This is a genomic window from Thermobispora bispora DSM 43833, from assembly GCF_000092645.1.
In the GTDB taxonomy this organism is placed as follows: domain Bacteria; phylum Actinomycetota; class Actinomycetes; order Streptosporangiales; family Streptosporangiaceae; genus Thermobispora; species Thermobispora bispora.
On record NC_014165.1, the window covers coordinates 1,447,382 to 1,471,214 of the forward strand.

Annotated in this window: 24 protein-coding genes; 13 read left to right on the forward strand and 11 right to left on the reverse strand. The window is 71.4% G+C overall.

Going from position 1 to position 23,833, the window contains the following annotated elements:
• The first annotated feature begins 61 nt into the window (after nucleotides 1-61).
• A complete protein-coding gene (locus TBIS_RS06380) occupies nucleotides 62-1,012 on the forward strand; it encodes a CPBP family intramembrane glutamic endopeptidase (protein ID WP_013131526.1) in 951 nt (316 codons plus the stop codon).
• Nucleotides 1,013-1,126: 114 nt separating this feature from the next.
• Here TBIS_RS06380 and TBIS_RS06385 read toward each other — a convergent pair whose 3' ends face one another.
• Nucleotides 1,127-2,005, reverse strand: a complete 879-nt coding sequence (locus TBIS_RS06385) for an adenosylcobinamide-GDP ribazoletransferase (RefSeq protein WP_050760637.1) — start codon at nucleotides 2,003-2,005, stop codon at nucleotides 1,127-1,129.
• A 77-nt stretch (nucleotides 2,006-2,082) separates the two neighbouring features.
• Nucleotides 2,083-3,525 (reverse strand): bifunctional adenosylcobinamide kinase/adenosylcobinamide-phosphate guanylyltransferase, encoded by a 1,443-nt coding sequence (locus tag TBIS_RS19750; RefSeq protein WP_013131528.1) that lies wholly within the window; start codon nucleotides 3,523-3,525, stop codon nucleotides 2,083-2,085.
• A 194-nt stretch (nucleotides 3,526-3,719) separates the two neighbouring features.
• Between TBIS_RS19750 and TBIS_RS06395 the strand changes: the two genes are divergently transcribed.
• The gene (locus tag TBIS_RS06395) at nucleotides 3,720-3,938 is read left to right on the forward strand and encodes a hypothetical protein (RefSeq protein ID WP_013131529.1); all 219 of its coding nucleotides are present in this window, start codon (nucleotides 3,720-3,722) and stop codon (nucleotides 3,936-3,938) included.
• A gap of 521 nt (nucleotides 3,939-4,459) precedes the next feature.
• On the opposite strand, the gene TBIS_RS06400 is transcribed toward TBIS_RS06395, so the two are convergent.
• Nucleotides 4,460-5,458, reverse strand: coding sequence for an aldo/keto reductase family protein (locus TBIS_RS06400; protein WP_013131530.1), 999 nt, complete (start codon nucleotides 5,456-5,458; stop codon nucleotides 4,460-4,462).
• Nucleotides 5,459-5,671: 213 nt separating this feature from the next.
• Nucleotides 5,672-6,289 carry a DUF3043 domain-containing protein gene (locus TBIS_RS06405; RefSeq protein ID WP_013131531.1) on the reverse strand — a complete coding sequence of 206 codons (618 nt, stop codon included), beginning with the start codon at nucleotides 6,287-6,289 and terminating at the stop codon, nucleotides 5,672-5,674.
• Nucleotides 6,290-6,433: 144 nt separating this feature from the next.
• Between TBIS_RS06405 and TBIS_RS06410 the strand changes: the two genes are divergently transcribed.
• From TBIS_RS06410 to pspAB, 4 genes are read left to right on the forward strand one after another with little or no spacing between them, the layout of a single operon-like run.
• On the forward strand, nucleotides 6,434-7,240 hold the full coding sequence (locus TBIS_RS06410; protein WP_013131532.1) for a PspA/IM30 family protein: 807 nt from the start codon (nucleotides 6,434-6,436) through the stop codon (nucleotides 7,238-7,240).
• Nucleotides 7,237-7,515 (forward strand): PspA-associated protein PspAA, encoded by a 279-nt coding sequence (gene pspAA, locus TBIS_RS06415; protein WP_013131533.1) that lies wholly within the window; start codon nucleotides 7,237-7,239, stop codon nucleotides 7,513-7,515. Before TBIS_RS06410 ends, pspAA begins: the two co-directional genes overlap by 4 nt.
• Entirely contained in the window at nucleotides 7,515-8,405 is an 891-nt protein-coding gene (htpX, locus tag TBIS_RS06420; protein WP_013131534.1) for a zinc metalloprotease HtpX, read from the forward strand. Before pspAA ends, htpX begins: the two co-directional genes overlap by 1 nt.
• Entirely contained in the window at nucleotides 8,405-8,953 is a 549-nt protein-coding gene (pspAB, locus tag TBIS_RS06425) for a PspA-associated protein PspAB (RefSeq protein ID WP_013131535.1), read from the forward strand. The genes htpX and pspAB overlap by 1 nt, the downstream gene beginning before the upstream one ends.
• Nucleotides 8,954-9,270: 317 nt before the next feature.
• Here the strand turns inward: pspAB and nadA are convergent, their stop codons facing one another.
• Nucleotides 9,271-10,431, reverse strand: coding sequence for a quinolinate synthase NadA (nadA, locus tag TBIS_RS06430; protein ID WP_013131536.1), 1,161 nt, complete (start codon nucleotides 10,429-10,431; stop codon nucleotides 9,271-9,273).
• A gap of 193 nt (nucleotides 10,432-10,624) precedes the next feature.
• Here nadA and erpA point away from each other — a divergent pair, with 193 nt between their 5' ends.
• Together erpA and TBIS_RS06440 are read left to right on the forward strand one after the other, a co-directional pair.
• A complete protein-coding gene (erpA, locus tag TBIS_RS06435; RefSeq protein ID WP_013131537.1) occupies nucleotides 10,625-10,978 on the forward strand; it encodes an iron-sulfur cluster insertion protein ErpA in 354 nt (117 codons plus the stop codon).
• A gap of 146 nt (nucleotides 10,979-11,124) precedes the next feature.
• Nucleotides 11,125-12,111 carry a carbohydrate kinase family protein gene (locus TBIS_RS06440; protein WP_013131538.1) on the forward strand — a complete coding sequence of 329 codons (987 nt, stop codon included), beginning with the start codon at nucleotides 11,125-11,127 and terminating at the stop codon, nucleotides 12,109-12,111.
• A 163-nt stretch (nucleotides 12,112-12,274) separates the two neighbouring features.
• Here the strand turns inward: TBIS_RS06440 and TBIS_RS06445 are convergent, their stop codons facing one another.
• Both TBIS_RS06445 and TBIS_RS06450 read right to left on the reverse strand, forming a co-directional pair.
• Nucleotides 12,275-12,589 carry a sulfurtransferase TusA family protein gene (locus TBIS_RS06445; protein ID WP_013131539.1) on the reverse strand — a complete coding sequence of 105 codons (315 nt, stop codon included), beginning with the start codon at nucleotides 12,587-12,589 and terminating at the stop codon, nucleotides 12,275-12,277.
• Nucleotides 12,589-13,770 carry a cysteine desulfurase family protein gene (locus TBIS_RS06450; RefSeq protein ID WP_013131540.1) on the reverse strand — a complete coding sequence of 394 codons (1,182 nt, stop codon included), beginning with the start codon at nucleotides 13,768-13,770 and terminating at the stop codon, nucleotides 12,589-12,591. The genes TBIS_RS06445 and TBIS_RS06450 overlap by 1 nt, the downstream gene beginning before the upstream one ends.
• A gap of 203 nt (nucleotides 13,771-13,973) precedes the next feature.
• Between TBIS_RS06450 and ctaC the strand changes: the two genes are divergently transcribed.
• From ctaC to TBIS_RS06470, 4 genes are all read left to right on the forward strand, one after another.
• Entirely contained in the window at nucleotides 13,974-14,735 is a 762-nt protein-coding gene (ctaC, locus tag TBIS_RS06455) for an aa3-type cytochrome oxidase subunit II (RefSeq protein ID WP_241019905.1), read from the forward strand.
• Complete coding sequence (ctaD, locus tag TBIS_RS06460) at nucleotides 14,732-16,426, forward strand: aa3-type cytochrome oxidase subunit I (protein WP_013131542.1); 1,695 nt, start codon at nucleotides 14,732-14,734, stop codon at nucleotides 16,424-16,426. Before ctaC ends, ctaD begins: the two co-directional genes overlap by 4 nt.
• Nucleotides 16,423-16,818: a cytochrome c oxidase subunit 4 gene (locus tag TBIS_RS06465; protein WP_013131543.1), complete on the forward strand. Its 396-nt coding sequence runs from the start codon at nucleotides 16,423-16,425 to the stop codon at nucleotides 16,816-16,818. Before ctaD ends, TBIS_RS06465 begins: the two co-directional genes overlap by 4 nt.
• Nucleotides 16,819-17,001: 183 nt before the next feature.
• Nucleotides 17,002-18,189, forward strand: a complete 1,188-nt coding sequence (locus TBIS_RS06470) for a L,D-transpeptidase (protein ID WP_013131544.1) — start codon at nucleotides 17,002-17,004, stop codon at nucleotides 18,187-18,189.
• 916 nt (nucleotides 18,190-19,105) lie between these two features.
• Here TBIS_RS06470 and qcrB read toward each other — a convergent pair.
• From qcrB to ctaE, 4 genes are read right to left on the reverse strand one after another with little or no spacing between them, the layout of a single operon-like run.
• Complete coding sequence (qcrB, locus tag TBIS_RS06475; RefSeq protein ID WP_013131545.1) at nucleotides 19,106-20,734, reverse strand: cytochrome bc1 complex cytochrome b subunit; 1,629 nt, start codon at nucleotides 20,732-20,734, stop codon at nucleotides 19,106-19,108.
• The gene (qcrA, locus tag TBIS_RS06480; RefSeq protein WP_013131546.1) at nucleotides 20,731-21,813 is read right to left on the reverse strand and encodes a cytochrome bc1 complex Rieske iron-sulfur subunit; all 1,083 of its coding nucleotides are present in this window, start codon (nucleotides 21,811-21,813) and stop codon (nucleotides 20,731-20,733) included. The genes qcrB and qcrA overlap by 4 nt, the downstream gene beginning before the upstream one ends.
• Nucleotides 21,810-22,619 (reverse strand): cytochrome bc1 complex diheme cytochrome c subunit, encoded by an 810-nt coding sequence (qcrC, locus tag TBIS_RS06485; protein WP_050760454.1) that lies wholly within the window; start codon nucleotides 22,617-22,619, stop codon nucleotides 21,810-21,812. Before qcrC ends, qcrA begins: the two co-directional genes overlap by 4 nt.
• Nucleotides 22,620-22,636: 17 nt before the next feature.
• Nucleotides 22,637-23,254, reverse strand: a complete 618-nt coding sequence (ctaE, locus tag TBIS_RS06490; protein ID WP_013131548.1) for an aa3-type cytochrome oxidase subunit III — start codon at nucleotides 23,252-23,254, stop codon at nucleotides 22,637-22,639.
• A 168-nt stretch (nucleotides 23,255-23,422) separates the two neighbouring features.
• On the opposite strand from ctaE, the gene TBIS_RS06495 reads away from it, so the two are divergent.
• Nucleotides 23,423-23,818 (forward strand): response regulator transcription factor, encoded by a 396-nt coding sequence (locus TBIS_RS06495; RefSeq protein WP_013131549.1) that lies wholly within the window; start codon nucleotides 23,423-23,425, stop codon nucleotides 23,816-23,818.
• Nucleotides 23,819-23,833 lie beyond the last annotated feature (15 nt).

The window sequence follows — 23,833 nt, forward strand, 5'->3', positions numbered from 1 at the left end:
GCGCCCGGGCCACCGCTTCGGCCGCCCGTCCCCGATGTCCCTCCCGAAAGGGTGTTCGCCCATGCGCGGTAAGCGTGACCTCCTGCTCTTCCTCCTCATCGCCTTCGGGGCGTCCTGGCTGGCCGCCCTGCCGGTCTGGACGCGGGGCGGGCCGCTGGACGCGTCCGTCGTGATCCCCACCGGGCTGGTGATGATGTTCACCCCGTCCCTCGGGGTGCTGGCGGTGTGGCTGCTCTGCCACCGCGGCACGCCGTTCCGGGAGTGGGCGAGGCGGACCGGTCTCACCCTCGGCCCGCGGCGCGGCACCACGGTGCGGGCCATCGCCCTCGCCTGGTTCGGCGTGCCGCTGCTCACCGTCGTGGCCGCCGCGGTGAGCGTCGCGCTCGGGATCCTCGAGCTCGACCTCGGCGGGCTCAGCCTGTTCCGCCAGATGCTGGGCGACCAGGCCGACCGGATCCCGCTCGACCCGCACACGCTCCTCGTCATCCAGCTCGTGCAGGCCATCGTGGCCGGGCCGCTGATCAACGCGCTCCCCGCGCTCGGCGAGGAGTGGGGCTGGCGCGGCTGGCTGCTGCCCCGGCTGCTCGGCGACCCCGGGCCCGGGGAGGGGGCGGGCCCCGGCCGGATCGCCGTCGGCCGGGTCTGGGGTGCGCTGCTGCTCAGCGGGGTGATCTGGGGCGCCTGGCACGCCCCGCTCACCCTCAAGGGCTACAACTACCCGTCGCTCGGGCCCTGGGCGGCGGTCGTGTTCACCGGGTTCTGCGTGCTCTTCGGCGCCCTGCTCGGCTGGCTGCGCCTGCGGTCGGCCAGCGTCTGGCCGGCGGTGTTCGGGCACGCCTCGCTCAACGCCAGCGCCGGCCTGGCGCTGATCCTGGGCCACGCGGACGACCCGCCGAACCCGGCCCTGGCCGGGATCACCGGGGTCGCCGGCTGGGCGGTGCTCGCGGTCACCCTCGCCGGGTTCCTGTGGTACGGCTCCCGCGGGCGCCCCGCGGAGAGCGGGCGCCCGTAGCCTGCGGCGCCGGCCCGGTCCGCCCGGCGGGACGGTGTGGGCACCGGCCGCGGCCGGGCGGCGTGATGGGGCGGGCCGCGGCGGCCGGCACGGCGCCCGGCGCGCGGGACGCGGTCAGGCCCCGCCGGGCGGCGTCAGCCAGTTGCCGAGCACCGCGCAGCCGAGCAGGGCGACCGTGGCGGCGGTCTCGGTGAGCGCGCCGAGCACGTCCCCGGTGATCCCGCCGAGCCGCCGTACGGCACGCCGGCGCAGCAGCGCGGCCGCGCCCAGCCCGGCGGCCATGACCGTGACCGCGCCGAGCGGGGCGAGCACCGGCCCGGGTGGCAGCGCCGCCCCCGCGCGCCATCCCAGGTCGCCGGCCCACGCCGTCAGTACGGCCGGCACCGCGGCGAGCGCGGCCGCCGCCGCGGTCACCGCGATCGCGGGGCCGCGCCGTACCGTGCCGGCGACGAGCGCGCCGAGCCCGTCGGGGCGGGCTGGCGGCACGGGCTCCCGGCAGGACCAGGTGATCGCGAGCCGGCCGGTCGCGCAGGCGATGATCAGCCCCGGTGCGGCGAGCGGGCCGGCCCGGTCGAGCGCGGCCACCTGGAGGAGCAGAGTGAGCGTGAGCGTGACCACGCCGAACGGGCCGATGTCCGACCGCTTCATGACGTCCAGGGCGGCCCCGGCGGGTTTGCCGCTGCCCAGGCCGTCGGCGAGATCGGCGAGCCCGTCGAGATGGAGGGCGCGGGTCAGCCAGGCGAGCGCCCCGACCGCGAGCGCGGCGGCGAGCGTCGCCGAGCCGGTGAGGGCGCGCGCGGCGAGCAGCACAACGGCGGCCGCCACCCCGAGGAGGAGGCCGGCGAACGGCGCGAGGAGCATGGCCCGGCCGGCCACCCGGCGGTCCACCTCGACGGCCCGGACCGGGAAGACGGTGAGCAGGCCGAGCGCGCAGCGCCACGCGGTGCTCCAGGTGAGCCGCCCGGCGGGCCGTGCGGCCGGATGTCCTGCCACGTCGGAGGCGTTCGGCACCCCAGGATCGTACGGTGCGGCCGCCCGCCCGGAGGAGACGGGGTGTTCGAGCGAACGGGTCACAGGGGCAGCGGCACCGGGCGGCCGGCCACCACCAGGGCGACCTCCTCGGACTCCCGCGCGAGCCGCTGGTTGAGGCTGCCGAGCACGTCGCGGAAGAGCAGCCCCGCCGCGGTGACCGGGACCACCCCGAGGCCGACCTCGTCGCTCACCGCGACCACCCGGGCCCGGGTGCGGCGCCAGGCCGCCACCAGCTCGTCGCACCGCCGGGCCACCGCGGCGAGCGCGGACGGCGGCGCCGCCCCGCCGTCCCCGGGCCACGCGCCGCACTCGTCGAAGACCGCGGCGAGCCAGGTGCCGATGCCGTCGATCAGCAGGGTTCCCTCCCCCGGGGCGGCGAGCACTCCGGCGAGGTCCGTGGTCTCCACGGTCCGCCAGTGCCGCGGGCGGCGCTCCCGGTGCCGGCGCACCCGCTCGAGCCAGGCGGGGTCGTCGCGGCCGTCCGGGCCGGTGGCCACGTACGTCACCACGGGGTCGGCGGCCACGCGCAGCTCGGCCTCCTCCGACTTGCCCGACCGCGCCCCGCCGAGCAGCAGGGTCCGCCGGGGCGGCCGCGGCGCGGGCCGGTCCCGGGGCGCGCGGGTGTCGAGGACGGTCCCGTCCGGTACGGCGATCGCCCCCCAATGGGCGAGTCGGCGCTCGAGCTCCCGTTCCGAGGGCACCCGGTGGTCGAGGTGCACGGCGACGACCTGGGTCGCGGCGGTCACCAGCCCGCGGCGGCGCAGCTCACCCAGGCGCTCCGGGCGGTCCAGCAGGTCGATGAGCACGAGGTCGAACGGCCGCCCCGGGTACGGCCCGGCGGGGCCGCGATCACCGGCCCCGGTCTCCCCGCCACCGGTCCCGGCGGCCTCCCCGGCACCGGCCCAGGGGTCCCCGTCACCGTCACCACCCCTGGCGGCGCCCCCGCCATCGGTTCGGGCGGGATTCTCGTCAGCGGTCCCGGCATGGTCTCCGCCGGCCCGGCCGGTATCCCCGGCACCGGCCCTGGCGGAGTCCCCGTTGGCGGCCCCGGTGCCGTCCCCGGCTCGGACGGCGTCCCTGCCTCCGTCCCAGGCGGGGTTCCCGTCGCCCGCCCCGGTGTCCCCGATATCGGCCCCGGCGGGGTCTCCCGAGCCGGCCCTGGCGGGGTTCTCGTCATCGGCCTCGAGGAAACCCTCGGCATCCGTGGCACCGGGATCCGGTGCCGGCGGGGCGTAGAGCACCCGGCCCCCGTCCGGGCCGGTGATCGCATAGCCGTACGGGCCGGGCGTGATCCGGTAGCCGTCCGGCGCACCCGGGGCGTCGATGGCGCGGCCCGGTGGCAGCGGCAACCGGATCCGCCCGTCGACGACGATCGAGGTGGGCCTGCGGTGCCCGGGGGTGAGCCGCCCGCACGACGCGCAGCCGCATCCCGGCTCCGGCCAGCCGCCCGCGCCCGCCGTGCCCTCCAGCCGGATCTCCATCCCGCTCCCTCTTCCCGCGTGCCGTACCCGGCATCGCAGACTAACCGGGCAGGTGGTGCAGGCCGGTGGCCGGACGGGCCGCGCGGCCCCGGGGATGACGGCGGCGAGGGAGGCGGAAGACGATAGGGTCGATCTCCCGGCTGCGCGGCCGGTGGACGGGCAGCCGCGGAACGGTCCGGAAGGAACGGGTGGGCATGATCTGGCGTTGGCGGTACGAGGACGCGAACGGTGCCGAGATCATCGACGGCTCGCTGCCGCGGGAGATCTTCGCGAGCCAGGGGGACGCCGAGTCATGGCTGGGGGAGCGGTGGCGTGAGCTGCTCGCGGCCGGGGTCGAGCGGGTCACGCTCCTCGAAGACGACCGGGTCGAGTACTCGGGGATGTCCCTCCGGCCGGAGGACCCGCTCCGCTGACCCACGGCGTCGGTGGGTGGCCGGCCCCGGCCGAGCGCGATACCGACGGGTGACGGAACCCGGCCGACGCACGGCACCAGCGGATGGACGGGGCGGCTGACCGCGATAGCGGTGGTGACCGGACCCGCTGACCGGCGGCATCGGCGGGTGGCCGGACCGGGCTGAGCGTGATGTCGCCGGGTGACCGGACCCGGCGGATCGTGATACCGCCGGGTGTGGCCGGCCCCGGCTGACCACGGCGGCGGCCGGTGAACGGGGCCGGCCGAGAGCCACACCGGTCGGGCACCGGACCGGCCGGCCGCGGCGCCGGTGGCTGACCGGAACAGGCGCCCGCCCCGCTGCGAAGGCATCACCCGAGGTCAGGCGTGCCGCCGGAGGCGCCGCGTCCGCAGGCCGGGCGCGGCGCGCAGCGGCCGGTGCCGGGCGCCACGCGGCCGTCATGTCCCGGCGGCCATTAGTGCCCGCCCACGGCACGGCCCGGGCGATCGCCCGGGCCGATCGTGCGCGGTCGCGCGGCAGGGTCAGGGCCGCGTCGGCGGGCTGACCGTCTTCGCCGGGTCACGCTCGACCACCGGGCCGAGCACCTCGTCGATCTTCTGCATGAGCTCGGCGTCGAGCTTCACCCCGGAGGCCTTGACGTTGTCCCGCACCTGCTCGGGGCGCGTGGCGCCGATGATCGCCGAGGAGACGTTGGGGTTCTGCAGCACCCAGGCGATGGCGAGCTGGGCCATGGTGAGCCCGGCCTCGGCCGCGAGCGGCGCGAGCCGCTGCACCCGCTCGAGCACGTCGTCGCGGAGCCAGCGCTGGATGAACCCGGAGCCGGCCGGGTCGGTCGCGCGCGACCCCGCCGGCGGCGGCTGGCCGGGGCGGTACTTGCCGGTGAGCACGCCCTGGGCGAGCGGGGAGAAGACGATCTGGCCGATCCCCTCCTTCTCGCAGAGCGGCACGACCTGGCCCTCGATGACCCGCCAGAGCATCGAGTACTGCGGCTGGTTGGAGACGATCCGGTCGAACCCCATCTCGTCGGCGATCTTCAGCGCCTGCGCGATCTGATCGGCCGTCCACTCGCTGACGCCGACATAGAGCACCTTGCCCTGCCGTACCAGGTCGTCGAAGGCGCGCAGCGTCTCCTCGAGCGGGGTCTCGAAGTCGAACCGGTGGGCCTGGTACAGGTCGACGTAGTCGGTCTGCAGGCGCCGCAGCGACCCGTGGAGCGACTCCATGATGTGCTTGCGGGACAGGCCGCGGTCGTTCTTGCCCGGGCCGGTCGGCCAGTAGACCTTGGTGCAGATCTCCACGGACTCGCGGCGCACGCCCTTCAGCGCCCGCCCGAGGACCTCCTCCGCCTTCGTGCCCGCGTACACGTCGGCCGTGTCGAAGGTGGTGATGCCCTCGTCCAGGGCCGCGTGCACGCAGGCCTTGGCCGCGTCCTCCTCGATCTGGGAACCGTGCGTGAGCCAGTTGCCGTAAGCGATCTCGCTGACCATGAGGCCGCTTCGGCCGAGATGACGGAATTCCATGGAACCCGACCCTACCGATCTTTTATCTGCGGAATCTGGAAGGGGTACCGGGCGAGAGCGGTGCCCGGCCGTCACCGGGCCGGGCGGGCCATCGCCCGGTGGGGAGGTGGCACGGCCCGCGGCGGGCGTCGCCGGGGATCCGGCCTCGTCCGCCCGGTGGCCGTACCGGGCCGCGCGCGTACCGGGGCGCCACTCCGGCCCGTGCGCCGAAGGTCACTTGTCGCGCACCGGAGCGCCGCCCGGCAGCACGGCCGGCTTGGGGAAGCGGAGGAAGCGCATCTGCGTCGAGCGCATCGCCGCGTAGAAGCCGACCCCCCGGATGTCCTCGCCGGGGAACCGGCGCTCGGCCTCCTTCTTCACCCGCATGCCCACGTAGATCATGTTCCCCACCACGAGCGCCATGATGACCGGGAGGGAGAACGTGTAGACGAGCAGCACGACGCTGCGCACCGGCAGCGGGAACGGGATGAGCGACAGCACCATGATGAAGAGGACGACCGGCAGGAAGTACTGGCCGGGCAGCCGCCGCGAGTCGACCCAGTCCCGGGCGAACCTCCGGACCGGACCGCGGTCGCGGGCCGGGAGCGCCCACTCCTCCCCGCGCAGCATGGCCTCGCGCCGGCGGGCCTGCTCGGCCTTGACGCGTTCGCGGTACCTCCGGTAGGCCTCCTTGCGATTGACGGGGGCGGCCACGGGGGTACGGCGACGCCCTTCGGCGTCCCGCCGTTTCGGGGTCGGACGGCCCTTCCCCTGGGTCTTCTTCAGGGGCTTAGGATCCTCAGCGGCGACCGGGGAATCGTCCGCAGGAGTTCGGGTACGGCGTCGGAACACGCCGCCCAGCCTACCGGAGTGCAACTTAGTGACGCCCTCGTGCGTTATGCGTAGGGTGAAGTCAGGCGGCGCTCTCCGTCGCCTGGGGGCCGATACGGCTGGACACAGCCACGCACGATCTTCAGAAGGGGACGGCCGACGCGCATGAGCGTGATGAAGAGACTTTCCATGATCTTCAAGTCCAAGGCCAACAAGGCCTTGGACAAGATGGAGGATCCGCGGGAGACTCTGGACTACTCCTACCAGAGGCAGCTCGAGCTGCTGCAGAAGGTCCGCCGGGGCGTGGCCGACGTGGCTACCAGCCGCAAGCGGGTCGAGCTGCAGCTCAACCAGCTCGAGGCCCAGGCGGCGAAGCTCGAGAACCAGAGCCGGCAGGCCCTGGCCGTGGGCCGGGAGGACCTCGCCCGCGAGGCCCTCACCCGGCGGAACGCGCTCAACGCCCAGATTGCCGAGCTCCGGGTGCAGCACGAGAACCTCCAGCGCGAGGAGGAGAAGCTCACCCTCGCCAGCCAGCGCCTGCAGGCGAAGGTGGACGCCTTCCGCACGAAGAAGGAGACGATCAAGGCCACCTACACCGCCGCCGAGGCCCAGACGCGGATCAACGAGGCGTTCTCCGGCATCTCCGAGGAGATGGGCGACGTCGGCCTCGCCATCCAGCGGGCCGAGGACAAGACCGCGGAGATGCAGGCGCGCGCGAGCGCGATCGACGAGCTGCTCGCCAGCGGCGCCCTGGACGACCTCACCGGCCGGCGCGACGACATCCAGGCCGAGCTCGACCGCGTGGCCGCTAACCAGGACATCGAGCTGGAGATCGCCCGGATGAAGGCGGAGCTGGCGCAGGGCTCGGCCCCGAGGACCGCGATCGAGGCGGGACCGCAGCAGGCCGCCCAGCCCGCCAACCAGCAGACCCAGCAGACTCAGCAGCTCCGCCAGCCGGGGGAGGGCGCATGATCGTCCGCATCATGGGCGAGGGCCAGATCGAGATCGACGAGGCCGACATCGACGCCCTCAACGCGCTCGACCAGGAGCTGGAGCAGGCGATCGAGTCGGGCGACGAGGAGACCTTCCGGGCCAAGCTCAACGCCCTGCTCGACAAGGTCCGCCAGGTGGGCAGGCCGCTGCCCCCGGACTCGCTGGAGCCGTCTGAGCTGATCCTGCCGCCGTCCGACGCGTCGATCGAGGAGGTCAGGGAGATGCTCGGCGACACCGGGCTCATCCCTGGGTGATGGCCGGGACCCGCTTCGCCCCCGATCGCGGCCTGACCCTCCGGATGGTCGCGACGATGTTCCTGCTCGGCCTGATCTACGTCCTCTTCGTGGCGGCGTTGATCGCGCTGGGCGTCCGGGCGCTCGTGGTCCTCGCGATCGCCGGGGGCCTGCTGTTCGTGCAGTACTTCTTCTCCGACCGGATCGCGCTCTTCGCGATGCAGGGGCACGAGGTCTCACCGCAGCAGGCTCCCGAGCTCCACGCGATCGTCGACCGGCTCGCCGCCCTCGCCGGCATCCCCAAGCCGCGGGTGGCCATCGCGGACATGGACCTCCCGAACGCGTTCGCCACCGGGCGGAACCAGCGGGAGGCGGTGGTGTGCGTGACCACCGGGCTGCTCCGGCGGCTCGACGCGAGCGAGCTCGAAGGGGTGATCGCGCACGAGCTCTCCCACGTCGCCCACCGCGACGTCGCCGTGATGACCATCGCCTCGTTCCTCGGCGTGGTGGCCGGGCTGATGACCCGGTTCGTGATGTACACCGGGTTCGGGGGCCGGCGGAACGGCAACGGGCCGCCGGTCGGCCTGATCATCTTCGTGGTCTCGGGCGTCGTGTACACGCTGAGCTTCCTGCTCACCCGGGCGCTGTCCCGCTACCGCGAGCTCGCGGCCGACCGGGCCGGGGCGCTCCTCACCCAGCGGCCGTCCGCGCTCGCGAGCGCGCTGACGAAGGTGAGCGGGGAGATCGCCCGGATCCCGACCGAGGATCTGCGCGCGGCCCGGCCGTTCAGCTCCTTCTTCTTCGCCCCGGCGCTCTCCCGGCAGAGCGTGGTCACCCTGCTCTCCACGCACCCGCCGCTGGAGCGCCGCCTGGAGCAGCTCGCCCAGATCTCCAGGGAGCTGGGCCGCTGATGGGGTGGCTGGACGCGCTGCTGGGCCGGTCGAAGCCGGCGAAGCCGAGGCTGGACGCGCTCTTCGCCCTGCCGTCGGCGGCCGTCACCTTGGAGGCGGCGACCGGGTTCGCGCCGACCGGCCGCGGGTCGGTGAGCTTCCGGGCGGCGGAGGGCGGCGCCTTCGCCCGGCTGGAGCAGGAGATCCGCGCGCTGCTCGGCGAGCCCGAGCTGACCCGGGACGCCTACGGGTACACCTGGCTGGTGCTCCGCGCCGCGGACCTGCCCACGCTGGTCACCGACCTCCACGCGGTGAACTCCTCGCTGGAGTCGGCCGGGTTCGGCCCCTCGCTGCTGTGCACGGTGACCGGCTTCACCGGCCCGGACGGCCGGCGGCTCGCGCTCATCTACCTCTATAAGAAGGGCACGTTCTACCCGTTCGCGCCGCTGGGCGAGGGGCGCCGGGACAACGCCCTCGAGCTGCAGGTGCGCGGGGTGCTCGCGGGCGAGCTCCCCATCGAGCCGGACCTGGCGAGCTGGTTCCCGGTCTGGGGAGCCCCGGGCCTGTGACCCCCCGGGGCGCCCTCCGCCGGCCGCCCCGGGGCACGCCGCACGGGTGACCCTGGTGCTCCCCGCCCCGCCCGCCACGATGAGCACCGGCCGTACGGCACCACCGTCACCGGAGGTGCCCGGCATCACCGGCCGCACGCTCCGGCATCACGGGCCGTACGGCGCGGCCGTCACCGGCGTCACGGCACCGGGATGCCTCCCCGGTGGCCCGTTCCCCGGGCTCGACCAGGCGGAGCCGGCCGGCCCCGAGCGGGACCACCGGCCAATGGCGCCGGGACGCCGGCGATGGCGCGGGAGCCGCGCCATCGCGCGTCAGGTCACGGCAGGGCGAGCATGCGGTCGAGCGCGACCTTGGCCCAGTGCGTGGTCTCCGGGTCGACGGTGATCTGGTTGACCACCTTGCCCTCGACCAGGGACTCCAGCGCCCAGACGAGGTGCGGCATGTCGATCCGGTTCATCGTCGAGCAGTAGCAGACGGTCCGATCGAGGAACATGACCCGCTTGTCCGGGTTCGTCTGCGCGAGCCGGTTGACCAGGTTGAGCTCGGTGCCGATCGCCCACGCGCTCCCGGGCGGCGCCTCCTGCACGGTCTTGATGATGTACTCGGTCGAGCCGACGTAGTCGGCCTTGGTGACCACCTCGTGCCGGCACTCCGGGTGGACGAGGACGTTCACGTCCGGGACCCGGCGGCGCACGTCGTCGACGCACTCCGCGGTGAACCGGCCGTGCACCGAGCAGTGGCCCTTCCAGAGGATCATCTTCGCCTTCCGGAGCCGCTCGGGCGTGACCCCGCCGTCCGGGCGCCGCGGGTCGTAGACCACGCAGTCGTCGAGCGAGAGGCCGAGCTGGAGCACCGCCGTGTTCCGGCCCAGGTGCTGATCGGGCAGGAAGAGCACCTGCTCACCCTGCTGGAAGGCCCACTCCAGCGCGCGCTTGGCGTTCGAGGACGTGCACACCGCGCCGCCGTGGCGGCCGACGAACGCCTTGATGTCCGCGCTGGAGTTCATGTAGGTGATCGGCACCACGTGGTCGGCGATCCCGATGTCCTCCAGGAGATCCCAGCACTCCTCCACCTGGGTGAAGGTGGCCATGTCCGCCATGGAGCAGCCGGCGTTGAGGTCGGGCAGTACCACCTTCTGGAAGTCGCTGGTGAGGATGTCGGCAGACTCCGCCATGAAGTGCACGCCGCAGAACACGATGTACTCGGCCTCGGGCCGGGCGGCCGCCTCGCGGGCCAGCTTGAACGAGTCGCCGGTCACGTCGGCGAACTGGATGACCTCGTCACGCTGATAGTGGTGACCGAGGATGAACAGCCGCTCTCCGAGCCGTTCCTTGGCGGCGCGGGCCCGCTCCACCAGCGCGGGATCGGAGGCGGGAGGGAGCACTCCGGGGCAGCTCACCCCGGGCTCGCTCCGCGGATCGGCTTCCCGCCCCAGGACGAAGAGCGGAAGGCCGGTCTCGGTGATCGCCACGACCACACCCCCCTCGGGGACTTATCGTCATTCTGACGACTAATCATATGCGCCCCGCGGGAGAGCCCTGGGGCCCCACCCGGGCGGGCCCGCCGGAGGAATGTGTAGGGATCGGCGCGCGTTGGTAGCGTCTAGTAGGACGTCGTAACCCAGGCGGCCGCCCCCGATGGGCGGCCGGCGCAGACGCGGGAGTCAGCACATGGCGGTTGAGAGCAGCGAGACCACGCAGCAGGGTGTCATCCTGACTGACGCGGCCGCGGCCAAGGTGAAGAGCCTGCTCGAGCAGCAGGGTGAGGAAGGGCTGAGCCTGCGCGTCGCCGTGCAGCCGGGTGGCTGCTCCGGCCTGCGCTACCAGCTCTACTTCGACGACCGGTCCCTGGACGGGGACATCGTCTCGACCTTCAACGGGGTCAACGTCGTGGTCGACCGGATGAGCGCGCCGTACCTCGCCGGAGCCACCATCGACTTCGTCGACACGATCGAGAAGCAGGGCTTCACCATCGACAACCCCAACGCGACGAGCTCGTGCGCCTGCGGTGACTCCTTCAACTGAGCTGCCGGCCGCAGCGAACGGGTCGGCCGCTCCCCGGTGAACGCCCCGTACGCGACCATCGGCGGTACGGGGCGTCGTCATGTCCGGAGGGGAGTACGCTACCCGTCGCTGATCAGTCGCTCGCTGACATCGAGGAGTATCGCCCCGTGCGCATCGCTGTCACCGGTTCCATCGCGACCGACCATCTCATGACCTTCCCCGGCCGGTTCGGCGACCAGCTCGTCGCCGACCGGCTCGACCGGGTGTCGCTGTCGTTCCTCGTCGACGATCTGCAGATCCGCCGGGGCGGGTGCGCGGCCAACATCGCCTTCGGCATGGCGAGCCTCGGGCTGCGGCCCATCCTCGTCGGCGCGGTCGGCGCGGACTTCGCCGACTACCGCTCCTGGCTGGAGCGGCACGGCGTCGACTGCGACTCCATCCACGTCTCCGAGCTCCGGCATACCGCGCGGTTCCTCTGCACCACCGACCAGGACCACAACCAGATCGCGTCGTTCTACACCGGGGCGATGGCGGAGGCGAGGGACATCGAGCTCGAGCCGATCGCCCAGCGCGTCGGCGGCCTCGACCTGGTGGTGGTGAGCCCCAACGACCCGGACGCGATGCTGCGGCACACTGAGGAGGCGCGGGTCCGGGGCATCCCGTTCGCCGCCGACCCCTCCCAGCAGCTCGCCCGGATGGGCGGGGATGAGATCCGCGAGCTCATCGACGGGGCGGCGTACCTGTTCGCCAACGACTACGAGATGGGGCTGATCAAGCAGAAGACCGGCTGGAGCGAGGAGGACATCCTCGCCCGGGTCGGCGTCTGCGTCACCACCATGGGCCCGAAGGGCGCGCGGGTCGACCGCGCGGGTGAGCCGCCGGTGCACGTCCCGGCCGCGCCGGAGGAGCGCAAGGCCGACCCGACCGGGGTCGGGGACGCGTTCCGCGCCGGGTTCCTCGCCGGGCTCGCCTGGGGGCTCTCCTACGAGCGATGCGCGCAGCTCGGGAACCTCACCGCCACGCACGTCCTCGAGACCGTCGGCTGCCAGGAGTACACGCTCGGCCGGCAGCGCTTCCTCGAGCGGTTCGCCGCCGCGTACGGCCGGGCGGCCGCGGACGAGGTGGCCGCCCACGCGAAGTTCCACCACCCCTGACCGCGGGGTGCCCGGTGCCGGCCGCGCGGCCCGGGGCGCCGGGCCGGACCGGCGGCACGAGGCCGGGCCGGACCGCGGGACGCCGTCACCGGCGGGGCGGCGATGGATCCGGCGGCGGGGCGCCCCCCTTCGACGGGCGCCCCTCCGGCTCACCGGCCGCGATTCAGTAGCTGCGGCGCACGTGGAAGGCCCAGCCGCCCTCCGGCCGCTCGTACGTGCCCACGTGCCGGTGGGACTTGAGCCGGCACCACGCGGGGATGTCCGTGTACGCGGCGGGGTCGTCGGCGAGCACGGCCACCACCTCGTTCAGCCCGACCTCGTTGATCCGCTCGGCGAGCATGATGATCGGGATCGGGCACTTGCGCCCCAGGGCGTCGATGGTCAGCGCCGGCACCTGCTCCGGCCGCTCCGGCCCGGTCCCGTCCTCCGCGGAGGCCGTGGGCTCCGCGTCATCGCCGCTCGTCCGTCTCCGCCACATCACTGAACCCCCAAGCTCGACCGGATTCGGTGCACCACGTCCGGGAGGACCGCGAGGAAACGGTCGACATCGCTCTCGGAGACGCCCCGGGGCAGCGACACCCGGACGTTGCCGTGGGTGAGCACCCCCATGGCCTCCAGCACATGGGACGGCCGGAGTGTACTCGAGGTGCACGAGCTGCCCGACGAGACCGCGAAACCGGCCTTGTCCAGCTCGAGCAGGAGCGCCTCCCCGTCCACGTACAGGCAGGAGAACGTGACGATGTGCGGCAGGCGCCGCACCGGGTCGCCGACGACCTCCACGTCCGGCACCCTCCGCGGCACCTCGGCGCGGATCCGGTCGACCAGGGCGGACAGCCGCGGCCCCTCCGTCGCCTCCTCGGCCAGCCGTTCCCGCAGCGCCGCCGCCGCGGCCACGGCCGCCGGCACGTTCGGGAAACCGGGGACCCGGCGGTGCTCCCGCTCGTCCTCCGGGTACGGCGACCGCCAGCGCGTGCCCTTGCGCACCGCGAGCACGCCCACCCCCGGCGGGCCGCCCCACTTGTGCGCGCTGGCCGCGAGGATCGACCAGCCGGCGGGGATCGGCAGCCGTCCCGCCGACTGCGCGGCGTCCACCAGGAGCGGCACCCCGGCCGCCCGGCACGCCTCGGCCACCTCCGCCACCGGCTGCAGGGTGCCGACCTCGTGGTTCGCGGTCTGCAGGCAGGCCAGCGCCGTGCCCGGCCGGGACACCGCCTCGGCGAAGGCGGCCACGTCCACCCGCCCGGTCCGGTCCACGCCCACGACCTCGACCGTGCCGCCCTCGCGCTCGTGGAGCTCGGCGGCGTGCAGCACGCTCGAGTGCTCGACCGCGCTCACCACCAGGCGGGTGCCCACCCGCCGCCGGGCCTTGAGCGCGCCCAGCACGCCGAGGTGGATCGCCTGGGTCCCCGAAGCGGTGAAGGAGACCTCGTCGGGCCGCGCGCCCAGCAGCTCGGCTACCTCGGCCCGCGCCTGCTCCAGTAGCATGCTGGCGCGACGTGCCGCGCCGTACAGGCGCGCCGGATCGGCCCACCCGGCCTCGCTGGCGGCGATCAGCGCCTCCCGGGCCGCCGGGTGGAGGGGTTCCGTGGAAGCCGCGTCTAAATAGGCCACGATTAGGACATTAGCCGGGGGCTGCTCAGGGAGGCGCGGCTGGTCCACGCTAAGGTTTCCCCTAGCGTGAACTCAATGGAGTACAAGGGCCCGGCGGGATGATCGCGGCCCTGTACCCCGCGTGCCGGATAGGAAAACCGCCCAGGAGGTGGCTCTTGGGCTTTCGTTTGTGGGGTAGGCGATCCGTGAGTCCGACCTGCCGTACGACACGGCGACAGTCGAAGCGCCGCCGGTTGTCCGGTGCCGCAGCCGTGGCGCTGGTTGCGGCGAGCGCGACGGCGTGCAGCAACGAGGCGATCGATCAGTGGTCCCGCGGGGGCATGCCGGAGGGCGTCACCGAGCAGTCCCAGATCATCCAGACGCTGTGGAATGGCGCGTGGATCGCGGCTCTCGCCACCGGTGTCGTCGTCTGGGGCCTCATCTTCTGGGCGGTCGCGTTCCACCGTAAGAAGAGGAACTCCGAAGCGCTGCCGCCGCAGGTTCGCTACAACCTGCCGATCGAGATCCTCTACACCGTGGTCCCCGTGATCATGGTGGCGATCCTCTTCTTCTTCACCGCGCGGGACCAGACCGAGATCATGAAGGTCTCGGGGACGGCCCCGGTCAAGGTGCGGGTGGACGGCTACCAGTGGAGCTGGAAGTTCACCACGCACTACCAGGGCCAGAAGGTCGAGGTCGCCGGCGTCCCGGTGGACCTGAGCAAGCAGAGCAACGAGAACCCGCAGGGTCCGCAGCTCGTGCTGCCGGTCAACACCAAGGTTGAGTTCGAGCTTCACTCCGACGACGTCATCCACTCCTTCTGGGTGCCCGCCTTCCTCTTCAAGCAGGACCTCTTCCCGGGCAACGTCGTCAACCGTTTCGAGATCAAGACGCTCGACCGGACGGGCGTGTTCATCGGCCGGTGCGCCGAGCTGTGCGGCGCCGACCACAGTAGGATGCTGTTCTCGGTGAAGCTCGTGCCGCAGGCTGAGTTCGAGCAGTACATCAAGAGCCACGCGGGGAGTGCGCAGTGACCGCCATCCAGGAGCCGGTCGGCATCGCGGCCCGACCGTATACCAAGGGCAGGGCCATCGCGAAATGGCTATCGAGCACCGATCACAAGGTGATCGGGCACCTCTACCTGATCTCGGCCTTCATCTTGTTCCTGATCGGCGGCCTCATGGCGCTGGTCATGCGCCTGGAGCTCGCCCGGCCGGGGCTGCAGTTCGTGTCGAACGAGCAGTTCAACCAGCTCTTCACCATGCACGGCACGATCATGCTGCTGCTGGTGGGCATGCCGCTGGTCACCGGCTTCGCCAACGAGCTGGTTCCGCTGCAGATCGGCGCGCCTGACGTCGCGTTCCCGCGGCTGAACATGGTGAGCTACTGGCTGTTCCTCTTCGGCAGCCTGATCGTGGTGTTCAGCCTCTTCACCCCCAGAGGCGCCCCCTCGTTCGGGTGGACGATCTACATCCCGCTGTCCAACACGACCTACTCGCCCGGCATCGGTGGCGACCTGTGGATCATGGGCGTGGTCCTCTCCGGCCTCGGCTCGATCCTCAGCTCGGTGAACTTCATCACCACGATCATCACCATGCGGGCGCCCGGGATGACCATGTTCCGGATGCCCATCTTCACGTGGAACATACTGGTCGTCAGCGTGCTGATCCTGCTCGTCTTCCCGCCGCTGGCGGCCACGCTGCTGGCGATCGAGGCCGACCGCAAGCTCGGCACGCAGATCTTCCACTCCGACTACGGCGGCCCGATCATGTTCCAGCACCTGTTCTGGTTCTTTGGGCACCCCGAGGTCTACATACTGGCGCTGCCGTTCTTCGGCATCATCACCGAGATCATCCCGGTGTTCAGCCGTAAGCCGATCTTCGGCTACATCGGCCTGGTCGGCGCGACGATCGCCATCATGGCCCTCTCCATGGCGGTGTGGGCGCACCACATGTTCGTCACCGGGCAGGTGCTGCTGCCGTTCTTCGCGCTGCTGACCTTCCTCATCGCGGTGCCGACCGGCGTGAAGTTCTTCAACTGGATCGGCACCATGTGGCGCGGGCACCTCTCCTTCGAGACGCCGATGCTCTTCGCCGTCGGCTTCCTCGTCACCTTCCTGTTCGGTGGCCTCACCGGCGTCATCCTCGCGTCGCCGCCGCTCGACTTCCACACCAGCGACACCTACTTCGTGGTGGCGCACTTCCACTACACGCTGTTCGGCAGCATGATCTTCGCGACCTTCGGCGGGATCTACTTCTGGTGGCCGAAGATCACCGGCCGGATGCTCGACGAGCGGCTCGGGAAGATCCACTTCTGGACGCTGCTCATCGGCTTCAACATGACCTTCCTCGTGCAGCACTGGCTCGGCGTGGCGGGCTTCCCGCGCCGGTACGCCGACTACGCCGCGACCGACGGCTTCACCAGGCTGAACGAGATCTCCACCGCCGGTGCCATCCTGCTGGGCATCTCTACCCTGCCGTTCATGTACAACATGTGGCGGACCTGGCGGAAGGCCCCGAAGGTCACCGTCAACGACCCGTGGGGTTACGGCTGCTCCCTCGAGTGGGCCACCTCCTGCCCGCCCCCGCGGCACAACTTCACCTCGCTGCCGCCGATCCGCTCGGAGCGGCCGGCGTTCGACCTCAAGTTCCCGTACCTGTCCGCCAAGCCTGCGGTGGAGGAGGCCGGGGCGGCCAAGCAGGGATTGGAGGAGGGTAGCCGATGAAGATTCAGGGCTGGACATTCCTCATCATCGGCATCTTCTTCGGGGCCGCCACCGTGGTGTACTGGTTCTGGTCCCAGGAACCGACCGGCACCACCGCTCTGGCGATCTCGGTCGGCCTCGCGTTCATGGTCGGCTACTACCTGCTCTACACGGCCCGCCGGACCGGTGAGCAGCCGGAGGACGACAAGAACGCGAACATCGAGGACCACGCAGGGGAGATCGGCTTCTTCAGCCCCTACAGCTGGTGGCCGCTGTGGGTCTGCGCCGCCGCGGCGCTGGCCTTCTTCGGCTTCGTCATCGGCTGGTGGCTCTTCCTCATCGGGCTGTTCGCGACGGTTCTCGCCCTGATCGGCTTCGTCTTCGAGCACTACCGGGGCCGCTACTCGCACTGAGGCGAGTCCCGAGCCCATATGCGGCCGGTCGGCGAAACCGCCGACCGGCCGCCGGCTTTTTCCGGCCGGTCGGTGGTGGCCGTGCACCATCCTTTGCCGGTTTTGTGGCGATCAGAGGGCGGCCGGTAACGCGATCCCGGGAATCTCCTCGAGAAAAAGATCGCGGCAGGAGGGGGAGGCCAGGTGCGAGCTGGTGCGGCTGGGGCGCTGGCCCTGCTGGTGGCGGCGGCCGGATGTTCTCTCACCTCGGAGAGCGCGGACGGGGGGCGCGACGGGACGGGAACCGCGATCAGGATCAGCCCCGCCGATGGGGCGAGTGATCTGCCGACCGGGCTGCCCATCACGGTGTCGGCGGCGCAGGGCACGCTGAAGAGCGTCACCGTGACCGCGGGCGGCCGGCCGGTGTCCGGGGTCTTCAGCGCCGACCGCACCCAGTGGCGCAGCGACCGCGCCCTCATCCCCGGCGCCACCTACCAGGTCCACGCCGTGGCCTCGGGCCCGAACGGCGCGACCGTCGAGCGGACCAGCCGGTTCACCACGGAGAAGGCGGTCAAGACGTTCGGCATCGACACCCTGATCCCGAACAAGGACCACGGCTCGACCCTCGGCGTCGGCATGCCGATCATCATCACGTTCGACCAGCCGATCAGCGACCGGGTCTCGGTCGAGCGGAACCTCATCGTCGAGGCGAGCCGGCCGGTGGAGGGCGCCTGGCACTGGCTCAACGAGAAGAAGGTCGTCTGGCGGCCCAAGGAGTACTGGCCCGCCCACACCAAGGTGCGGGTCGTCGCCCGCCTCGCGAACGTCCGCGGCGGTGCGGGCCTGTACGGCAAGCAGGACTACGTCCGCGAGTTCCAGATCGGCCGGGAGCAGATCAGCGTCGCCGACACCAAGACCCACCACATGACGGTCAAGCGGGACGGCAAGGTCATCAAGGTCATCCCGATCAGCGCGGGAAGCGGCGACGTCTTCCGGCACTACACCACGAGCGGGATCCACGTGGCCATGTCGCGTGAGCCGGTCACCGTGATGGTCTCCCCGGACGCCGCCCCCGGTCAGCCGGGCTACTACCGGACGACCACCTACCACAACGTGCGGATCTCCGACACCGGCGAGTACGTCCACGGCGCCCCCTGGTCCGTCGGCAGCCAGGGGAGGGCGAACGTCAGCCACGGCTGCGTCAACGCGAGCCCGGCCAACGCGAAGTGGTTCATGGAGAACACGCTGATCGGCGACCCGATCATCGTCACCGGGTCGCCGCGGAAGCTGGAGCCGACGAACGGCTGGAGCTACTTCCAGGCGTCCTGGGAGGACTGGCTCAAGCAGAGCCGCCTGCGCGCCGACTTCGCCGCCCCGCTGGCGTCCGTGTGAGGCGACGTGCCCCGGGTCCCATCCGGCGCAAGCGGCCCTTGCGGTGCCCAGAAGCCTCAGGGGCGGGCGCCAGAAGGCCTCAGTGCCCTGGAGACTTCGGCACGACCCCCGGGGGAGGGGGCAACCCACCTATGGGCGGTGTGTCCTCCAGGAGCCTCTGACGCGCTCGCCGGCGTTGCCATCCTCGCGAGATCGGCATCCTCGCCTCCGGCGTGCTGTCCCTCGCCGAGGACGCGGGCAAACCAGGCATCCGCGCGTGCCCGGATGTGGCGTCTCGTGGCGGGGCTGACGCGCCTGCTGCGGGGTTCCGGTATCAATGGGCGGCTACCGGATCCGGGCACGCAGGTGATCACGACGTCATGTGGCGAGTGGCCGAGGCGCGCATGCGGGCGCGGCGGTCACGCTCAGCCCGGCGCCCTGGGGAGACGCCGCAGGTGGTCGCACGGTGCAGGCGGGGCGGCCACGGCCACCCGCGGCAGATGGGCGTGGCCCTGGGTGAAGCCCAGGCGGGGCGGCCGCGCTGCCCGCCGCCGCTGGCGTGGCCCCGGGCGAAGCGCCCCGGGAGTGCGCGTGCGGGGAATCGCCCGATGGTCTCGTAGATGGCGCGCAACGCGCCTGTGACGCTCTCTCCGCTGAGGGATAAGGAGAGACAGGATGGGCACCGGGCGCCCTGTGCGGCGCGCAGAGCGCCGCACAGGCTGTGCCGTACGGCATTGCCTACAGGGACCGTACGGGCATGCCCACGGGGGATCTGAGAGGGACGTGGGGGAGGCGGTGGAGCGGGTCCGGCATCGGCCGGCGAGGGAACTCTCACCGCCTTGACCCGTGCCTGGCCGGAGCGTGAAACCGGTGCCGGAACGACGATCGGCCCGGGCGGTGACCGCCCGGGCCGATCAACGTGTGCGAGCCTCGCGGCTCAGTGGAGCTGCTTCCGGTCGCCCGTGCCGACCGCGGCGTGCTCCTCCTCGCCCTCGTGGTGCGCGGCCTCCTCCAGCGGCACGTGGTCCGTGCCGTAGGCCTTGCTCATCTTGAGCCGCAGCCTGCCGAGGGCCGAGCGGGCCTCCTTGGGCGGGACGCCCTCGCCGTCGGGGCCGGCCTCGAGGATCGGGATCTCCTTCTTGGCGCGGATCTGCTCGGTGAGCTCCTCCGGCGGAGTCGTGTGGACCTCGATGTACCCACCGCTCGGCAGCCGCTTGATGATGCCGGACTCCATGCCGTGCGCCAGGATCTCGGCGTCCTTGCGCTGCAGGCCGATGCAGATCCGGTAGGTCACGACGTACGCGATCACCGGACCCACGAAGATCGCGACACGGCCCACCAGTGTGGTCCAGAACAGGCTGATCTGGAAGTTCGCGGAGATCTCGTCGTTGGCGCCCAGCAGCCACAGGATGCCGTAGAACGTGATCCCCGCGGCGCCGATGGCGGTGCGGTGCGGGTTGTTCCGCGGCCGGTCGCACAGGTGGTGCTCCCGGTTGTCACCGGTCACCCACCGTTCGATGAACGGGTAGAGCGCGAGACCGGTGAAGATCAGGCCCATGGGGACCAGCGCCGGGATCAGCACGCTCAGCGCGAGCGTGTGCCCCAGGAAGTTGATCTCCCAGGCCGGCATGAGCCGCAGCGAGCCCTCGAGGAAGCCCATGTAGAAGTCGGGCTGCGAACCGGCGGAGATGTCGGCCGGCGTGTACGGGCCGTACAGCCAGACCGGGTTGATCTGGGCGAAGGTGCCCAGGCCGGCGATGACCGCGAACGTGAACAGGAAGAACGCCCCGGACTTGGCCATGAAGGCCGGGAAGAACGGAGCGCCGACCACGTTGTTCTCCGTCCGGCCCTTCCCGGGCATCTGCGTGTGCTTCTGCACGAACATGATGATCAGGTGCGCCGCGATGAGCGCGAGCAGCAGGCCCGGGATGAGCAGGATGTGGATCGTGTAGAACCGCGAGATCACATCGTGGCCGGGGTACTCACCGCCGAAGAGGAAGAACATCAGGTAGGTGCCCACGACCGGGATCGCGAGCATGACGCCCTCCGTGATCCGCAGACCCGCACCGGAGAGCAGGTCGTCGGGGAGGGAGTACCCGGTGAGGCCCTCGGCCATGGCGAGGGTGAGGAGCACCAGCCCGATGAGCCAGTTGACCTCGCGCGGCTTGCGGTACGCCCCGGTGAAGAAGACCCGGAGCATGTGCACGATCATGCCGGCCACGAAGAGCAGCGCCGCCCAGTGGTGGATCTGCCGGACCAGCAGGCCGCCCCGCACGTCGAAGGAGAGGTGCAGGGTCGACTGGTAGGCCTCCGACATCTTCACGCCCACCAGCGGGGCGTAGCTGCCGTTGTACGTCACCTCCGCCATGCTGGGCTTGAACCAGAAGGTCAGGAAGGTTCCGCTCAGCAGGAGGATGATGAACGAGTAGAGCGCGATCTCGCCGAGCAGGAACGACCAATGGTCGGGGAAGATCTTCCTCATGTACTTCTTGAGGAAGCTCCCCGCACCGAAGCGGTCGTCGACGAACTCGGAGACGCCGGCTAGGGCCTTCGGGGGAGCGTTCATGTCGTCTGCTTCTCCCTTGCTTCGGCTTCGGCGTCACCGCGCTCCCAGAAGCTGGGGCCGGGCGGGACGGCGAAGTCGCCCTTGGCGACCAGGTAGCCCTCCTCGTCCACCCCGATGGGGAGCTGCGGCAGCGGCCGGGCGGCCGGGCCGAAGACGACCTTCGCACCGTCGGCCGCGTCGAAGGTCGACTGGTGGCACGGGCAGAGGATGTACTTCGTGGTCTGCTCGTACAGCGCGGTCGGGCAGCCCACGTGGGTACAGATCTTGGAGTACGCGACGATGCCGTCGTACGTCCAGTTCATGTTCGTGCCGGACTTGAACTCCTCCGGCCGCAGCTTGATCAGGATGAGCGTCGCCTTGGCGAGCGCGTTGAGATCGTGCTCGTACCCCTCGGGGACGACCGAGAGGATGCCGCCGGGGGAGTTGAAGTCGGCCGCCCGGATGGGCTGACCGGTGCCCTCGACGACGAGCCGGCGGTACCTGCCGTCCTTGGTCCGCTCACCCCACACCGTGTGCCGCAGCGCGGTGCCCGGCAGCGGGCCCAGGTCCTTCAGCAGCACCAGCGGGAGAAGGCCGAGCGGGGCGGCGGCGAGCAGCAGGGTCCGGCGCAGCAGCTTGTGCCGGAACAGGCCGCTCTCCTCGGCACCCTGGAGGAACGTCTGCTTGACGTACTCCCGGACCTCCTTGCTGGAGGCCATCGGGTGACGCTCCTCGATCAGGTGGTACTTCGGCATGATGTGCCGCACCCACACGGTGACGCCGATCGCGATCGAGAGCAGCGCCACGGTGAGCGAGCCGCCCAGTGCCAGGTTCGACGTCGCCACCTTGTCCAGCGTGCCGACCTGGAAGATCACGTAGGACGCGATGAACGACACGCTGCCGAGGAAGGCGAGGAAGAACAGGAGCGCCACGACCTTCTCGGCCCGCCGGGCCTTCGCCGGGTCCGGGTACGTGACGCCGGGCACGTCCTTAGCCTCCTGAGGCTCGTCGTCCGCGAGGACGGGACGGTCAGGTGGCGGGGTGCCGATGACCCGCTTCGGGACGCGGCCCTCCGGTTGCTCGATGTTGTTATCTGTCATGCCTGCGTCCGTCGCTTCTTCGCGGTGATCCAGATGGAGGCCAGGATGACCAGGGTGATACCCACGACCCACGCGACCAGGCCTTCAGTGACCGGACCGATCCGGCCTAGTCCCCAGCCACCGGGGTCGGTCTGCTCCCGCACCGAGACGATGTACGCGATCATGTCGCGCTTCTGGTCCGGGGTGATGACCGAGTCGTTGAATACCGGCATCGCCTGCGGACCGGTGACCATCGCCTCGTAGATCTGGCGGGGCGTCGCCGGGTTGAGCGGCGGAGCGACCTTGCCCTCGGTCAGCGCGCCGCCCGCGCCGACGAAGTTGTGGCACTGGATGCAGTTCGCCCGGAAGAGCTCGCCACCCCGGGCCGGGTCGCCCTTGGCCGGGTCGACCTGCTCATCGGTCGGGATGGTCGGGCCACCGCCGAGCGACTGGATATATGCGGCGAGCTGGCTGATCGCCTCATCGGTCGCCCACTCGGCGCGCGGCTTGCGCGGCGCCTGCGAGGAGGCGTCGCCGGCGGGCATCCGGCCGCTGCTCACTTGGAAGTCCACTGCCGCCGCGCCGACGCCCACCAGCGTGGGGGCCTTGGCCGTGCCCTCGGCATTCATGCCGTGGCAGCTCGAGCAGTGGGCCACGTAAAGGCTCTTGCCCTGCGCCACGTCGTCGGCCTTGCCGGACGCCATCGCCGCGTCCGCGCTGTTGTTCGGCGCGGCGAGGGCGTAGGTCCCGCCGAGCAGACTCAGCGCGAGCGCGACGACGGCGACTCTGGCAAGGCGATGGCGCCGCCGGGCGGTGATGGATTTCACCGTCTTTCCTGTTCCGATCATTGGATGATGTAAATGGTCGCGAAAAGTCCGATCCAGACCACGTCGACGAAGTGCCAGTAGTACGACACGACGATCGCGCTGGTCTGCTGCTCATGGGTCAAGCGCTTCGCGACGTACGTGCGCCCCAGCAGGAACAGGAACGCGACAAGACCACCCGTCACGTGCAGGCCGTGGAAGCCGGTGGCCAGGTAGAAGATGGAGTCGTACGGCGAGTGCGACAGGGTGTGCCCCTCGTGCACGAGGTTGCCGTACTCCCAGAGCTGTCCGGCCACGAAGATGGCGCCCAGCAGGAAGCTGACCCAGTACCAGAACTGCAGCTTCCCCACCTGGCCCCTCTCCACGGCCCACACGCCCAGCTGGCAGGTGACACTCGACAGGACCAGGATGGTCGTGTTGGCGGTGGCGAACGGAATGTCCAGGTGTGCTTCGGGCCAGGGCTGTCCCTGTCCCAGGGCGAACGCGCGGATGGTGAAGTACATCGCGAACAGCGCCGCGAAGAACATGAGCTCAGAGGACAACCACACGATGGTGCCGACCTGAACCAGGTTGGGCCGGTTCGCCGCGTGTGGTCTGGTCGCTGTGCTGATTGCGGATGCTGTCGCCACGGTCAGCATTATTGCGGCTCCGCTGCTCGGGTCGGCTCACGGCCCCCCGGTTACCGGTCCGCCGCACGGCGCGACGGCTCAGGTCAGCGGGCCGATGACGCCCCGGGCTGCGGCTCGCCGCCCGCGCGGGTAGCATCACGATGACCGCGATCCACGATTTCTATTAGTGAGCGTGACATGAGGGTTCTCGTCTACAGCGACGACGCAGGCACCCGGGAGAAGGTGCGGCTGGCGATCGGGCGGCGTCCCGCCGTGGACCTGCCCGAGGTCGAGATCGTGGAGTGCGCGACCGAGCTGGCGGTCTTCAAGCACCTCGAGACCGGGGGCATCGACGTGGCGGTGCTCGACGGCGAGGCCGCCCCTGCCGGTGGGATGGGAATCTGCCGGCAGGCGAAGGACGAGATCCACAACTGCCCTCCCGTCCTCCTGCTCATCGCCCGGCGCGATGACCGGTGGCTCGCCAACTGGTCCCGCGCCGACGCCGTGATCGCTCAGCCCATCGACCCGGTGGCCCTCGCCGAGAGCGTCGCCGAGCTCCTGCGGCGCCGGCTCACCCTCTCCCGGGCGAGCTGAGCGATCGGGAACCCG

Coding starts and splice junctions, on each gene's coding strand:
- TBIS_RS06380 (WP_013131526.1), top strand. CDS start 62: ATGCGCGGTAAGCGTGACCTCCTGCTCTTCCTCCTCATCGCCTTCGGG.
- TBIS_RS19750 (WP_013131528.1), bottom strand. CDS start 3,525: ATGGAGATCCGGCTGGAGGGCACGGCGGGCGCGGGCGGCTGGCCGGAG.
- TBIS_RS06395 (WP_013131529.1), top strand. CDS start 3,720: ATGATCTGGCGTTGGCGGTACGAGGACGCGAACGGTGCCGAGATCATC.
- TBIS_RS06400 (WP_013131530.1), bottom strand. CDS start 5,458: ATGGAATTCCGTCATCTCGGCCGAAGCGGCCTCATGGTCAGCGAGATC.
- TBIS_RS06410 (WP_013131532.1), top strand. CDS start 6,434: ATGAGCGTGATGAAGAGACTTTCCATGATCTTCAAGTCCAAGGCCAAC.
- pspAA (WP_013131533.1), top strand. CDS start 7,237: ATGATCGTCCGCATCATGGGCGAGGGCCAGATCGAGATCGACGAGGCC.
- htpX (WP_013131534.1), top strand. CDS start 7,515: ATGGCCGGGACCCGCTTCGCCCCCGATCGCGGCCTGACCCTCCGGATG.
- pspAB (WP_013131535.1), top strand. CDS start 8,405: ATGGGGTGGCTGGACGCGCTGCTGGGCCGGTCGAAGCCGGCGAAGCCG.
- erpA (WP_013131537.1), top strand. CDS start 10,625: ATGGCGGTTGAGAGCAGCGAGACCACGCAGCAGGGTGTCATCCTGACT.
- TBIS_RS06445 (WP_013131539.1), bottom strand. CDS start 12,589: ATGTGGCGGAGACGGACGAGCGGCGATGACGCGGAGCCCACGGCCTCC.
- TBIS_RS06465 (WP_013131543.1), top strand. CDS start 16,423: ATGAAGATTCAGGGCTGGACATTCCTCATCATCGGCATCTTCTTCGGG.
- qcrB (WP_013131545.1), bottom strand. CDS start 20,734: ATGAACGCTCCCCCGAAGGCCCTAGCCGGCGTCTCCGAGTTCGTCGAC.
- qcrA (WP_013131546.1), bottom strand. CDS start 21,813: ATGACAGATAACAACATCGAGCAACCGGAGGGCCGCGTCCCGAAGCGG.
- ctaE (WP_013131548.1), bottom strand. CDS start 23,254: ATGCTGACCGTGGCGACAGCATCCGCAATCAGCACAGCGACCAGACCA.
- TBIS_RS06495 (WP_013131549.1), top strand. CDS start 23,423: ATGAGGGTTCTCGTCTACAGCGACGACGCAGGCACCCGGGAGAAGGTG.